The organism is Viridibacillus sp. FSL E2-0187, assembly GCF_038006425.1.
Taxonomy (GTDB): Bacteria; Bacillota; Bacilli; order Bacillales_A; family Planococcaceae; genus Viridibacillus; species Viridibacillus arvi.
The window spans coordinates 2,366,904-2,380,550 of record NZ_JBBOVG010000001.1 but is presented as its reverse complement, the minus strand read 5'-3'; the positions used below and the strand labels follow the sequence as shown (position 1 = coordinate 2,380,550).

Sequence of the window (13,647 nt, the reverse complement as noted above, 5' to 3'; positions counted from 1 at the left end):
ATATTATACATAGAGAAACTTGATAAAGGGGTGAATAAATGGAGATTTTAGCGATTCTACCGGTTTTGTTATTTTACATATTACCAATTGTATTTATTATTTGGTTTGCAGTGAACATGGTGAAATTACAAAAAGAAAAAAACGAAATTTTGCGAACTATTGCGAAAAGGATAGATAATAAAGAGATATAGTGGTGTTGAGGGCTCCTTTTTAAGTGAACTTCTAATTTATATCAAATCTCCTGTTTCTAGGGAACATACAAGTAATAAGAAAAAAAGAGCCAATTCATTCTAATTGAGCTCTTTTTGTATAAGGCAAAATTAAATTCAAACGAATTTTTTGAAGTATCTAGAAAGTAGGAATCTATGATGTTACCTTACTTATATATAGTACTTGTGGTCGTATGTATCTTTTTTGTAATTCATAACATGGAAAGAAGAATTGGAGGAATCAAGTTTCTTATAATTATCGCATCCTTGTTTTTAAATATACTTAGTTTAATAATACTAGATATATTAACATTGAAAAATAACAGGGAAGGGATGTCTGGTAATGGAAATCCTGCTATAATAGTCTACCCTTTTTTTCTTCCATTGCTCTTGATTTTTCTTTGGACATGGGTAGTTATAATATATAAGGACTTTTCCCTTAAATCGTTGTCAAAGGTAAATAAATATTTACTCGGTGGTTTAAGCGTATTAGTTGTCGGATTAATTTGTGGTGCAACTTTTATGGGAAGTGCTTTGAAAGAACTAGAAAATACACCGCACCATCCGTTTAAAGGAGAATACGGATCAGTGATCAACATATATACAAATGCGGTTTTTTTCAATGGTATTACATATGGAGTCTTAGTGTTAGCGGTATTTGTCGGAATATTACTTTGGGTTAAAATACTTGCAAGAAATACTAACGAAGGAAATAAAAATATTTAGAATATTAGAGTTCCAGGGAATCAACTACGCAAGGCTGATTTGTTTCGTGATCTACTTATCTTAACTGTATACTTCCTGTATTGGAATAATGCTACAATAGCCGAAAGCTCCTTGCCATTTTTTATAGCAAGGAGCTTTTTCTCGAAATTGTCTTTATTGATTAACTAATTGAAATATCTACTCTTCTGAATTTATAAGTACTTGTTTTTTCGATTTATTACGAGACCAAACTACTACTGGAATCAGTAAAAGAGAGAGAGTACTTCCTACAAAGGAAAGTGTAGCATAACTAGAACTTGCTACGACGATACCTGACATTACTCCGGCAGATGCTCCAGATAAGGCAATTAAAACATCTACTGTCCCTTGTGTTTTTGCACGAGTAGTAATAGTAGTGGCATCTACAATAAGTGCTGTCCCACTAATAAAGCCGAAGTTCCAACCCATTCCAAGCAAAACTAGCGCAAGGATTAGGAACGGCAACGAATCTCCAGGTGCAAGAGCTGCTACTGCACCAGATGCTAGCAGTGTGATAGCAGCAGCAATGGCCATCGTGATACGTCCCATTTTATCTACTAGTATACCCGTTATGAGAGAGGGGAGATACATAGATCCAATATGAAAGCCAATTACCAAACCTATTGCATTTAACCCGTGACCATGGTGCCCCATATGTACTGGAGTCATAGTCATTATTGCTACCATGACTACTTGTGTTAAAACCATTATTGTAGCTCCAACTATTATGCCTCGCTTATTCGCTGCTTGAACCGTAGAATCTGTATTTAAATTATTACTAATATTAGCGTCTTTAGCTTCTGCAATTGCTTTTGCTACGATGAAAGGATCTGGACGAAGAAAAATCAGTAGTACTAAGCCTGCTAGTATAAAGGCTGCTGCACCAAGTATAAATGGGCCAGCTAATGGTGGAATACCTAAGGAGATGGCCACACCTCCCATTACGCCTACTAAATTTGGTCCAGCAACCGCACCTAATGTTGTTGACACCATGGCTATACTGACCGCAGTTGCTCGTTGAGAAGAATTTGCTAAATCTGTACCTGCATAGCGTGCTTGTAAGTTAGTCGCTGTGCCTGCACCATAAATAAGTAATGAAGCAAAGAGCAGAATGATGTTATTTGTAGTAGCAGCTAGTATTACCCCTAATGCCCCAACGCCTCCAGCTAAAAAGCCAGTTGTGAGACCCATACGGCGTCCAAACCGTTGAGTTAAGCGACCTACAATTAGAGCTGCACTTGCTGAACCTAAAGTTAGGAATGCTACAGGCAATCCTGCAAAACTATCTGTCCCCAACATATCTTGAACTAAAAGTGCTCCAACAGTTACTCCCGCAGCTAAACCAGCACCACCAAATATTTGTGACATAACAATAATGAATAATGTTCTCTTATACAATTTTCGCTGTTTTTCTGGAGAATCAATATAACTTTGTAACCACGAAGCTTGGGTTTTTAATGCTTTGGAATCGTTATCTTCAATAGCCAATACAAGTCCGCCTTTCAATAAATAGAAATTAATTCACATGTTTAGTTGCGAATTCATATTTTTTTCGCAGTCTTCTTTCAATACACTTCGACTATATAAGATATTCTTCGGATTTAACTATATACAAAGCTTCTTATTTTTAAATAGGGTTATTTAACCACTCTAGTGTTCTTCTAGTTTATAGGTGATAGAGTAATTAATCAATAATTCAGTAAAATTTGGAGTTCAATCAATTAAAAAAATAACCCTTTGAATAAGAACAATGCTGTACACCATATAAAGATACTTGAGCATTTATTGAAAACATTCATCAATGTACCTGAGCTATCAAGTTTTTTCATCGTTGCACCTGCTAATGTAAGACCGAAAAACCAACACCATGACACTGCAATACAAGTAACCGTAAAGATAATTTGTTCCATGCCAGCGTATTTTAATGCACTTGTCCCAATTACACCTACTGTATCTAAAATCGCATGTGGATTTAATAATGACACAGATAATGCAAAGATGATTTGTTTCTTCATCGGTAAGCTTTTTCCTGTCTCAACTGTTGCCGGTTTAGAAGTCCAAATTGAATACCCCATATAAATTAAAAAAATGATTCCAACACTCATTAACCCTAAGCGTAACCATTCAAATTGCAATACGATGGCAGATAAGCCAAACACCGCAAGTACAATAAGCAAAGTATCACAAAGTGAAGCAGCAATAGTCGCTGGTAGTGCCTTCAATAAATTTGGTTGCGAAGCACCTTGCGAGAAAATAAAAACGTTTTGTACACCTAAAGGTAAAATAAGTCCAAATGCTAGTAAAAATCCATGTAATATAGCTTCCATATCAAAACTCCCTTCCATTACAACTTTACCTATGTTAAAACTAAAGGAAAACATCCAATTGGTTGGTTTTTAATCCAACCAATTTTGTGAGAGGAGAAGATCATTTTGCAATGGAAACCAAAACGACATTCACAACTATCCCTCCATAGCCAAATCGTTGATTGGATAACTTCTCTTATACAACAAGGTGAATGGACGATAGGGATGAAGCTACCACCTCAAAGAAAGTTAGCTGAAATGTTGGATGTGAACCGCAGTACAATTATTCAAGTATTGGATGAGTTAAAGGCTGATGGGTTACTTGAAACAAAAAGAGGTGGGGGTACTTTTGTGGCTAATAATAGCTGGAATGTCCTACTAAATAAATCACAGCCCAATTGGCAAAAGCATATTCAAACGAGTATTCATAAGCCTAATTACCATACAATTCAACTAATCAATGAATATGAGCAAGATGCATCTATGATACGGTTAGGTACTGGAGAACTGTCTCCTGAATTATTGCCAACCAATTTACTAGAAGAATCACTACAATCCATGTCACTTAATGCTCGCGATATAGGTTATTCAGAACCGAAAGGGAGTAAAAGACTAAGAATGGTATTAAGTGATTATTTGGGTAAACAAGGTATTCATAAATCTCCTGAAAGTATTTTAATCGTTTCAGGTGCGTTACAAGCACTTCAATTAATTTCAGTAGGTTTACTTGAACAGCAATCCATTATTTTTCAAGAGCATCCTTCATATTTAAATTCTGTTCACCCATTTCAATCTGCTGGAATGCAGATGGTATCAGTACAAAGCAATGAACGATTAGCAGAAACATTAAAAGCTTTAAAAGGAAAAAGACAATCTCTTTTCTATACTGTACCAACATTACATAACCCTACTGGAAAAATAATGTCAGTGGATGAACGCCATCGATTATTGGACATCTGTAGTACATTGCAAATCCCTATCATCGAAGATAATGTATATCAAGAATTATTATTTGAGGAATCTGTACCCTCTCTAAAATCATTTGATCAGTCAGGACAAGTTTTATATTTGGGCAGTGTATCAAAGACTTTAAGTCCAGGACTCCGAATTGGCTGGGTAGTCGCGCCTGAACCCGTTATCAATCGACTCGCTGATATTAAAATGCAAACTGACTACGGCTCCAGTGCTTTTTCACAAGAAATCGTCGCACATTGGTTAGTGACTGGTTTATATGATCAACATCTTGGACAATTGCGCCAACAATTACAACAGCGTGCTTCATTTGTTGAAGGGGTATTAGAAAAAGATTTTAAAGAAGTAGCAACATGGGCGAAGCCAAAAGGGGGCTTTTATATTTGGTTGCGATTTAATGAGCCTATAGTTAATAAAGCATTGTTTTTAAAACTTATAAAGCAAAAGGTTCTTATCAATCCTGGCTACATATATGATCCTAATGATATGCATCATATACGTTTGTCTTATGCATATGCTTCATTGGCTGATTTGCAAGAGGGGCTGGCTATATTGTTATCCAGTATTAAATGACATTAATGTCAATTGAAATTGGGGTTTATGTGATAAAGTTTTTACTTTTAAAAATGAAAATGTACTTAGGAATAAAACAACATTTAAAAAGCAATCTCATGTTGAGGTTGCTTTTTTGTATCACTTAATGATATATTACTTTTAGATATATCATTAAGTGATATATATGGAGGTGCTAAGTTGAAGTCACTTGAACAATTAACAGATCCAGTATTTTATATTATGGCAGCATTGGCAAAACCAAAGCATGGCTATGCAGTGATGAGTTTAGTGGAGGAAACGACGAATGGCGCTTTTGTCATTGGACCTGCTACTTTATATACGATTATTAAAAAATTATTAGCCGAAGAATTGATAGTGCTACATGACGCATCAGATTCTCGTCGTAAGGTATATGTACTTACGGAAAAAGGGAGAACAGTTTTAGAGAAAGATATTGAACGACGCAAAATAATGCTTAAATTAGCGGAAAAAGAACTTACAAAGGGGGACTAAGTATGACGAATATGAAATATATGATGTCTGGGGGATTAGCGTTTTCCGAGCAAAAGGATATGCAAAAGCTACAGAAGAATGCACAAAAAGGATGGCATTTAAGTAGTTTTGCAACACTTGGTTACAATTTAGAAAAAAAAGAACCAGAGGATGTACAGTATAGTATTGATTATCGTAAGTTAGAAAAAGTTGAAGAAGAGGAATATTTTGAATTATTTTCTACAGCCGGTTGGACACATGTTTGTTCAAGTTATGAAATGCACATTTTCAAAGCTTCACCTAATATAAAACCAATCTACACTGACGTAGAATCTAATATTGATAAAATTGAACGTTTAGCTAGACCAGTTAATATTTCCACCATTTTTGTTGCACTAATTGCTATGTTATTTTGGGTAATCATGACTTTTACAAATAGTCCGTTTCAGCAAATAGGTACCTGGTTATTTATTTGTTCATATGTATTACTGATGCCGATGCTTGGGATGCTAGTTGTTCTCCAATATCGTAAGTGGATTAAAAAGTGTTAAATGTAGTGATGAGTTGAAATGAAGTTTGTTAATTTAACTTTTTAAAATGGAATGTCAGATTAATATTGAACTTATTTTAAAAAATAGCTATTTTTAAAACTTCATTTCCAATATTAAGTAGTTTCTAAAGAAAGGAGCCTAAATGGCTCCTTTTTCTATACCTAGAATAAAGATTAATGGATATAATTCCCTGTTTTATTGTAAACTAATTATTAGCTGTATACATTTATGCTTTTAGGAGGAATTATGAGAAAAATCACTTTATCTAACGGGAAAACAGTTGAGGTAGAATGCTTAAGTTGTGCAATAACAGGAGGGCTTATTGAAATAGATGGTGGTGTATTAGTTGAAACAGAGTATTTTCATGCGCATCAAGACGTCGCATATCCGATAGAGGGGTTAGTTATTTTAGCATCGAAACGCCATATTAAATGTTTGGATGAATTAAACGAAGAAGAAAAGATTGATTACATAAATTTATTATCTAAGATTAGAAAAGCACAAAGAGAAGTACTAGGAATAGAGCATGTTTATTACTTTTACAATGAAGATACTACCCATCACTTTCACACTTGGATGGTTCCTCGCTACGAATGGATGAATGAGTTTGGTCGCTCGGTAGAAGCAGTTAGACCTGTTTTACTACATGCAAGGAACGAATTAAACAATGATGAAAATGTAAAAAAAGTAATTGAAGGAATAGATGCGTTAAAAAAAGAATTGAATGTATGTTAATAATGAATTGTTGAAGCATTATCATTCAGAATATTAGAAGACCTTGGTAAAATATAAAATCCGACGACACCTGATTATTTATCTAATGATTTTATTTGTTTAATAAAAAACAAAATGGACCGTCCGAAAAGGGTTAAATCAGCCAAAAAGAATTAAAAAAACCAAGAATGTTGTTAAATCAACATTCTTGGTTTTAATATTACTTTGAATACGATTAAATATTCTATCAGTTTTTTTGCTGTACAAGTATTTCAATTTTAATGAAATTCCTTGCAATGTATTGCTGAATGATAAGAAATAATGCGCCAATCGTCCAGTAAAGTGGCAATACTGCTGGGCTGCTGAAGCTAAATACGGTAATCATAATAGGGGAGAGTAAACCCATAAAACGCATTTGTTTTTGTTGTGTTTCATTCATATCTCTAATTGATAATTTAAACTGAATATAATAAAGTAAGCCTGCTATAAGTGTCATTACAATATCTGGCGTCCCTAAGTTAAACCAAAGAAAGCTCTGTGAGGAAAGGGTTTGATCTCCTCTAATGGCATAATACAACGCCATTAATATTGGTGTCTGAATTAATAATGGTAAGCAGCCAATATTCAGAGGATTGACATTATGCTTCTTATATAATCCAAATATCTCTTGCTGAAGTTGTGCTTTTTCTTCAGCATTATTAGTGTTCTTAATCTTATTTTGTAAAGCATCCATTTCAGGTTTTAAATTTTGCATCTTTTGTTGCATTAATTTTTGACTTTTATAATTTTTGAGCATTAAAGGTAAGAGCAAAAAACGAATGATCATGGTAATAGCAATGATGGCAAGGCCATAGCTACCACCAAAGTGTTTTGCAAAAAAATGAATAATATTAATGAATGGTGCAACAAAATGGTCATGCATAAATTCTGAGTTGCTAGTTCCGCTATTACCTTCAGAACAGCCTGTTAAAACTATTAATGTTAATAAAACAAAATATAAACGCCAAAACTTAATTTTCAATTATAGTCCTCCTTTTGATTTACAAAATGCTTATAAATCAAAAGGCATGTTCTTCTATATTATCTTGATCCGTACAAATACATTTAACTAGCCAATGTAAGATAGGAGGGAGCCATTTAACAATGACTTGTGAAGTATTAGATTTCATGTCCAGTACTAAATCGTCGGTACTTTGATGCCAAGAGCAATTATCGTCTAAATGTATATAGAGCAGCATAGAACTAACAAGTATAGGAATAATTAAATACATAAAATCTATGTAATTCATAAAATACATCCAATCACTTATCAGACCAATTAATAACTCCATCTCCACATGTATCCCTCCCTCGTAGCATTGTTTGGTTAATTGTTTAACGAATTCACCATTTTATATTATTATAGATAGATTGTGCATATTCTAATGAAATAATATACTTTATCAACTGAAAAATCTAGTAAATGCCATTGTTATTAATAGGTGAAAATAAAGTTATTACAAAGCAACTTAATATAACAATCCAGAAATACTCAAACGAATCGAATCGTTAAGAGAGCAACAAGCTCAAGTTCCAACTATAAAACAGATAAAACGTGATATGGATGAGAATATTAAAGCACTCTGTATACTATTTGTTCTACAATCGGGCCATATTCTAGAATGATTGAAAGAACTATACTGGATATATCATGGAATAGTATTTTAAGGCATTACAAATAAGTAATTGATTTTTGAAAATTAAATTGTTATAATTTTCTCAATACTTTAGAAAGGAGTGAGCTTAAGCAATGACAAATTTCATGAAGATAACCTTGGAAATTAAATTTATTGCCTCTCACTCATACGGATTAAATTAGTTAGAAATTGGTTGATTTGACCTATGATTAGAGCTTGGGCAAATAAAAGCACAGGCTTTTTTGTTTTGAATTAAACATTTTGAGCCACAGGGTTATTTAATATAATCCTGTGGTTTTTTGTTTGATTTATTTAACGAAAATTTAATTTCAACTGGTATTTTTGAAATTTTAACTGAAGGAAAGTTAAACAAAAAATGATGCTATTAGAAAAATAAGGAGTTGCTGTTAATGTTGAAATTAAAATATCTTTTTGACAATTCGGATTTAGCAGAAATGATATTGGGGAACTGGGAATTTGATCAAGAATCTATTGATTTATTTAAATATTATAGAATATCTTCAAATGCAATTTATCCTTTTCAAGCCCAGGGCAAGACACAGTTTTTAAGATTTTCTCCAAAAGCAGAGAAATACCGAGAAAATATTTTAGCAGAGCTGGATTTTATTTCTTACCTCCGTTCCGAACAGTGTGGTGTTTTAGAAACAGTTGTTTCAAAAAATGGGGAGGAACTTATTGAAGTACAAACTCCATGGGGCGAATACTTTGCTTCTGTATTTAAACGTGTAGCAGGTGTACAGCTTAACAAGACGGATTTAAATGATATCATCATCTTCAATCATGGAAAGGCATTAGGAAAACTTCATCAGTTATCTAGTGAGTACAAACCTATTAATAACAAACGATGGTCATACAGTGATGTATTAAATTGGATTCATAATATTCTAATTGATATTCCAAATGAAACATTGGCTTTAATGGAAACAAAATTACTACAAGACTATTTTGACTCTATTCCTATTACAAAAAACAATTTTGGACTGATTCATTATGATTTTGAATTTGATAATGTATTTTTTGATGAAGAGTCTCAATCTTGTAACGTTATTGATTTTGACGATGCTATGTATCACTGGTTTGTAATGGATATTGAGCAAGCACTAGATAGTTTGCAAGATTGTATTTCAGCTGAAATGTTTCAGCAAAAAAAACAATGCTTTATGGATGGGTATCGTACTGAATATGAACTTTCAGATGATATGATGTCTCTATTACCAGCTTGTAGACGTTTTGCCAATTTATATGGTTATGTTCGTATATTAAGATCTGTAGAAAAAAGGTGGGAAAATGAACCTGAATGGTTAGTAAGTTTGAGAGAGAAATTGATAAAGGCTATGAAAAATAAATCTTCTAGTTTTGGAATGGAAATTTAATTTTAGGAGTTTGCTTATAATTTAAATACTTATTCAAGAATAGGGCACTATTGTTGAATAACCTAAGATTTTTAAACGACTTTATTGTTATACTGTTTAGTAAAATGATGTATCTTGCATCAAAAATTAAACATTAACCCCGTCCTAAATTTAGAACGGGGTTAAGCTTGTTATATACATAATCTGGTAGCTAAAGTAGATTTATACAGGTAACTACTACTGTAAGAAAATATATTAAAGTAAAAACATCAGTTTTGTTCAAAAAATAATCAAAACACAAATTGTTATGGGGATTTTTTTATACTATGTTTAATATTATAAAGAATTAAGATACAGTTATATAGAGGTGGTAACATTGATAGTAGTAAGTTCATGTTTGGCAGGATTAAAGGTAAGATATAACGGTACACATAGTTTAGATCATAAAATTCATAAACTAATAGAAGAAAAAAAGGCTGTAACTGTATGTCCTGAACTATTAGGTGGCTTCTCAACACCAAGAGAACCTGCGGAAATAATAGGGGGCAATGGGGAAGATGTACTGGACGGAAAGGCTAAAGTAATTGAAAAATCAGGTAGAGATGTTACAGATTTATACATAAAAGGTGCTGTTGCTACACTTAAAAAGGTACAGGAGCTAAATGCAACTATGATTGTCCTCAAAGAATACAGTCCATCATGTGGTAGTTCAATGATTTATAATGGACAATTTGAAAATGAAAAAATTGTCGGAAATGGTGTTACGACTGCTTTACTAAGAAGAAATGGATTACAAGTTATTTCAGATGAACAGTTTTCTAAAGTTAAGATTGAGGTATAACAAAAATAATAATAATCAAGAATTAATAGCTTTGATAAATTAAGAAGTCATTTGATAAGTAGGGGAATATAATGAAGAATCTAGAAGAAATTTGGGCCAAAAGATTCCAACAATATTTAAAAGAACTTTTTAAGTACCTACGTTTTGTTCTCGCTACAAGTTATATAGCTATAATTATTGCTGGGAGTTTTGCTGTTGCTTATTATATGAAATGGTTACAGGTGGTTCCGCATGATTTCCCATCTGAATGGCTAGTATCAATTGTTTGTGGGATACTGTTATCAATTAGTAGTCCGACAACATTAATTCGTGAACCTGACCAGGTCTATTTTTTACAGCTAGAGTCTAGAATGGATAGCTATTTTAGAAAAGCGCTGAAATGGACATACTGGTCGCAAATTTTCCCTGTACTAGTTTTGTATAGTGCTGCAATTCCTCTTTTACTTAAAGTAGAAAGTCCAACTTTATGGAAAATATCTTTGGGATTATGTGCAATATTAATTTTAAAATATATTAATGTTCAAATTGAGTTTTCAAATCACCGAAAGAAGCAGGGGAGACATCACTTTATAAATCGCTTACTTCGGATGTCACTTTCAATTATTATTTTGAAGCTAGCAATCGAGGGTGAAATCATTTTCTTCTTCATTTTTATTGTAATATTAGTAGTATATGAGAAACAGGATAGAAAGAAAGCTATATTTGAACCTATTCCGTTTGACTATTTTTCAAAAATCGAAAGTGCTCGAATGGCTAGATTTTATCGATTTGTGAGTTATTTTACAGATGTGCCTTTTTTAAAAGAAAATATTAGTCGAAGAGCATGGCTCGATTTTGCGACTAAGCTTATACGTTACGATCAAAAGAATACTTCTCTGTATTTAATAGTTCGTACTTTTATGAGAACAGATGAGTCCGTTTATTTATGGTTAAGGTTAACGATTATTTCAGCTTTTATAGTAGCTTTTGTAAATGTACCTGTTGTTGTATGGATGATTGTAAGTGCATTGTCATTTGCAACGATATATCAAATTAAACATATGTTCATTTCACCCAAGGGTGTTAGAATGAATGCTTTTTATCCGATCCCAGTAAGTAATCAACAAATAGCTGTCAACAAGCTATTGCGTTCATTGATGCTTTTACAAAGTAGTATTGTTTTGTTAAGCAGCTTTGTACAATCAGTTTCATTTATTAGCTTTATACTAATACTTATTATAGGGCAGATGACAATTCGTTTTACTGGAACAAAGTAATATAGCGATATTATTGGTCGGAAAAATAATCATAAAAAGAAGCTCAATTCAGTTGACTGAATTGAGCTCTTTCTGTAATTAATAATTCGGACGATTATTATTTTGTTGTTGTTGTGTATGAATAGCTAGTAGACGTTGCTTTAATTCGCCTTCCATACGAGCAATTTCAATTTCAGCTGCTTTTCGTTTTTGACGTCCATCAGCTTGGATTTGAAGCGTTTCTTCGATTGTTTGAAGGAGGTTTTCTTGTGTTTTTTTCAAAGTATCGATTTCGATGAGACCGCGTTCGTTTTCTTTTGCAGTTTCAATCGTATTTACTTTGAGCATTTCAGAGTTTTTTAGTAACAAGTCATTCGTTGTTTTGGTAACTTGTTTTTGTGCTTCTACGGCTCTTCGCTGATTGTTTAAAGTAAGAGCGATGGCAATCTGGTTTTTCCATAAAGGGATAGCCGTCATGATCGAAGCTTGAATTTTCTCAGCTAACGTCTGGTTCGTTTGCTGAATCATCCGGATTTGTGGCGCAGATTGAATTGTAATTTGACGAGATAGTTGTAAGTCATAAATACGTTTTTCAAGACGGTCCACGAATTGAGCCAAATCATTTACTTCTTGTACAAGCATTTGGTCGTTAGCAAATTCTGCTTTTTGACGTAATTCAGGTAAAAGCTTGGCTGTGATTTCGTCTCGTTTAAGTTCAGCTGCAGCGATGTAAACATTCAATGCTTCGAAATACGTTTTGTTTTGCTCATATAGTTTATCAAGCATTTGCACATCTTCTACTAAACCACGTTTAGAATGTTCCAATTGAATGCCGATGCGGTCAATTTGTGTGCTAAGTTTTTGATATTTTGTCATCATTTCCTGGATTGGACGAGCAATTTTACCGAAAAGTTTGCGAAGACCTGACTTTTTATCTTGAGATAGTTCTTCAGGATCGATTTCAGATAGCTTATCCATCAATTCTTTTAAGACATCACCTACGGGACCAATATCTTTACGTTGTACATGGTCAAGCATTTGATGTGAAAAGCGTGAAAGTTCGTTTTGAGCATTGGCACCATAAGTTAAAATGGATTCATAGTTGCCAACTGGAATTTGAGAAGCAAGTTGTTTCGCTTTCTCTTTATCCTCATCCGATAATCTGTCAATTTGTTTGACGGGCATGTCCTGAGCAGGGGAAGTAGATGGTGCTTTCGCTAGTTCTGGCTGCATATCAAACGGATTGCTAAGTAGGTCGTCCATTGATTTAACTGGTTCAGGTGAAGATGGATTATTCGTCATATAAATTCTCCTTTCGAGCTAGCAAAGGTTTGTTTTTTTGCGTTGAGATCTGAGCAAAATCTAGTTCCATTTTTAACTCTTCTATATCAGATGCTAAGACCGCTCGTAGATCTTCTTGCATTGTATGATTTAAGTCTTCTAATGTATCACGTGTTTGCTGAAGAGCAATATGAACATCTATGTCTTTAATCGGTTGCGTTGAGAGTAGGGCATATTTCTCAGTCAATTCAGCAGCTGATTCTAGATGGGCATAAAAGAAATCTTCGGCTTGATAAAATTTCTTAGGGTTTGTCCGTACGATTTGGAAAATCCGTTTTGCTAATCGATTCATTTCAAATAGTTGTTTAAAGGCAGAGATAGAGCGAACCTTTGTGTAGTGTCGATTTAAGTTTTTAATTTGAGCTTCAGCTAACATCATTTGTTCTTTAATGTGACGATATTCTGAGCGAGTTATGCCTACCATTTTCAATTGCTTTCTTACTTGAACTTTTTTGACAATATAGGCTGTTGTAAAATAAGTGATTAAAGCTAAGCCAGAACATTCAAGAAAATTCAGTTTAAAAGCAAATAGAAATACAAACCACATGAAGAAAGAAAAAGGGATTGTGATTGCATATCTTGCTAGAAAGTGTCGGAAATTGAGCATTATAAATTCCTCCTTAAACACCCTAATATTA

14 protein-coding genes are annotated in these 13,647 nt (G+C 33.4%); 9 read left to right on the top strand and 5 right to left on the bottom strand.

What is annotated here, in order from left to right:
- Nucleotides 1-38: 38 nt before the first annotated feature.
- Both MHH85_RS11675 and MHH85_RS11670 read left to right on the top strand, forming a co-directional pair.
- Nucleotides 39-191 carry a hypothetical protein gene (locus tag MHH85_RS11675; protein WP_340707202.1) on the top strand — a complete coding sequence of 51 codons (153 nt, stop codon included), beginning with the start codon at nucleotides 39-41 and terminating at the stop codon, nucleotides 189-191.
- Between the two features lie 174 nt (nucleotides 192-365).
- Nucleotides 366-935: a hypothetical protein gene (locus MHH85_RS11670; RefSeq protein WP_340707201.1), complete on the top strand. Its 570-nt coding sequence runs from the start codon at nucleotides 366-368 to the stop codon at nucleotides 933-935.
- Nucleotides 936-1,112: 177 nt separating this feature from the next.
- Here MHH85_RS11670 and MHH85_RS11665 read toward each other — a convergent pair whose 3' ends face one another.
- Together MHH85_RS11665 and MHH85_RS11660 are read right to left on the bottom strand one after the other, a co-directional pair.
- Entirely contained in the window at nucleotides 1,113-2,441 is a 1,329-nt protein-coding gene (locus tag MHH85_RS11665) for an MFS transporter (protein WP_340707200.1), read from the bottom strand.
- A gap of 233 nt (nucleotides 2,442-2,674) precedes the next feature.
- Nucleotides 2,675-3,280 (bottom strand): LysE/ArgO family amino acid transporter, encoded by a 606-nt coding sequence (locus MHH85_RS11660; protein ID WP_340707199.1) that lies wholly within the window; start codon nucleotides 3,278-3,280, stop codon nucleotides 2,675-2,677.
- A 105-nt stretch (nucleotides 3,281-3,385) separates the two neighbouring features.
- Between MHH85_RS11660 and MHH85_RS11655 the strand changes: the two genes are divergently transcribed.
- From MHH85_RS11655 to MHH85_RS11640, 4 genes are all read left to right on the top strand, one after another.
- Nucleotides 3,386-4,804: an aminotransferase-like domain-containing protein gene (locus MHH85_RS11655; RefSeq protein WP_340707198.1), complete on the top strand. Its 1,419-nt coding sequence runs from the start codon at nucleotides 3,386-3,388 to the stop codon at nucleotides 4,802-4,804.
- 180 nt (nucleotides 4,805-4,984) lie between these two features.
- Complete coding sequence (locus MHH85_RS11650) at nucleotides 4,985-5,299, top strand: PadR family transcriptional regulator (RefSeq protein ID WP_340707197.1); 315 nt, start codon at nucleotides 4,985-4,987, stop codon at nucleotides 5,297-5,299.
- Nucleotides 5,300-5,301: 2 nt separating this feature from the next.
- Nucleotides 5,302-5,829 (top strand): DUF2812 domain-containing protein, encoded by a 528-nt coding sequence (locus tag MHH85_RS11645; protein WP_340707196.1) that lies wholly within the window; start codon nucleotides 5,302-5,304, stop codon nucleotides 5,827-5,829.
- A 246-nt stretch (nucleotides 5,830-6,075) separates the two neighbouring features.
- Nucleotides 6,076-6,564, top strand: a complete 489-nt coding sequence (locus MHH85_RS11640; protein WP_340707195.1) for an HIT family protein — start codon at nucleotides 6,076-6,078, stop codon at nucleotides 6,562-6,564.
- Between the two features lie 226 nt (nucleotides 6,565-6,790).
- On the opposite strand, the gene yidC is transcribed toward MHH85_RS11640, so the two are convergent.
- Nucleotides 6,791-7,564 (bottom strand): membrane protein insertase YidC, encoded by a 774-nt coding sequence (gene yidC, locus MHH85_RS11635; protein ID WP_340707194.1) that lies wholly within the window; start codon nucleotides 7,562-7,564, stop codon nucleotides 6,791-6,793.
- A gap of 1,065 nt (nucleotides 7,565-8,629) precedes the next feature.
- Here yidC and MHH85_RS11625 point away from each other — a divergent pair.
- From MHH85_RS11625 to MHH85_RS11615, 3 genes are all read left to right on the top strand, one after another.
- Nucleotides 8,630-9,613, top strand: coding sequence for a phosphotransferase enzyme family protein (locus tag MHH85_RS11625; RefSeq protein WP_340707193.1), 984 nt, complete (start codon nucleotides 8,630-8,632; stop codon nucleotides 9,611-9,613).
- 355 nt (nucleotides 9,614-9,968) lie between these two features.
- On the top strand, nucleotides 9,969-10,433 hold the full coding sequence (locus MHH85_RS11620; protein WP_340707192.1) for a DUF523 domain-containing protein: 465 nt from the start codon (nucleotides 9,969-9,971) through the stop codon (nucleotides 10,431-10,433).
- A 71-nt stretch (nucleotides 10,434-10,504) separates the two neighbouring features.
- A complete protein-coding gene (locus MHH85_RS11615) occupies nucleotides 10,505-11,689 on the top strand; it encodes an ABC transporter permease (protein WP_340707191.1) in 1,185 nt (394 codons plus the stop codon).
- Between the two features lie 78 nt (nucleotides 11,690-11,767).
- Here the strand turns inward: MHH85_RS11615 and MHH85_RS11610 are convergent, their stop codons facing one another.
- Together MHH85_RS11610 and MHH85_RS11605 are read right to left on the bottom strand one after the other, a co-directional pair.
- Nucleotides 11,768-12,970: a toxic anion resistance protein gene (locus MHH85_RS11610; protein ID WP_340707190.1), complete on the bottom strand. Its 1,203-nt coding sequence runs from the start codon at nucleotides 12,968-12,970 to the stop codon at nucleotides 11,768-11,770.
- Nucleotides 12,960-13,616 (bottom strand): 5-bromo-4-chloroindolyl phosphate hydrolysis family protein, encoded by a 657-nt coding sequence (locus tag MHH85_RS11605; protein ID WP_193739293.1) that lies wholly within the window; start codon nucleotides 13,614-13,616, stop codon nucleotides 12,960-12,962. Before MHH85_RS11605 ends, MHH85_RS11610 begins: the two co-directional genes overlap by 11 nt.
- Between the last annotated feature and the right edge of the window lie 31 nt (nucleotides 13,617-13,647).

Coding starts and splice junctions, on each gene's coding strand:
- MHH85_RS11670 (WP_340707201.1), top strand. CDS start 366: ATGATGTTACCTTACTTATATATAGTACTTGTGGTCGTATGTATCTTT.
- MHH85_RS11605 (WP_193739293.1), bottom strand. CDS start 13,616: ATGCTCAATTTCCGACACTTTCTAGCAAGATATGCAATCACAATCCCT.
- MHH85_RS11625 (WP_340707193.1), top strand. CDS start 8,630: ATGTTGAAATTAAAATATCTTTTTGACAATTCGGATTTAGCAGAAATG.
- MHH85_RS11640 (WP_340707195.1), top strand. CDS start 6,076: ATGAGAAAAATCACTTTATCTAACGGGAAAACAGTTGAGGTAGAATGC.
- MHH85_RS11675 (WP_340707202.1), top strand. CDS start 39: ATGGAGATTTTAGCGATTCTACCGGTTTTGTTATTTTACATATTACCA.
- MHH85_RS11660 (WP_340707199.1), bottom strand. CDS start 3,280: ATGGAAGCTATATTACATGGATTTTTACTAGCATTTGGACTTATTTTA.
- MHH85_RS11615 (WP_340707191.1), top strand. CDS start 10,505: ATGAAGAATCTAGAAGAAATTTGGGCCAAAAGATTCCAACAATATTTA.
- MHH85_RS11610 (WP_340707190.1), bottom strand. CDS start 12,970: ATGACGAATAATCCATCTTCACCTGAACCAGTTAAATCAATGGACGAC.
- MHH85_RS11645 (WP_340707196.1), top strand. CDS start 5,302: ATGACGAATATGAAATATATGATGTCTGGGGGATTAGCGTTTTCCGAG.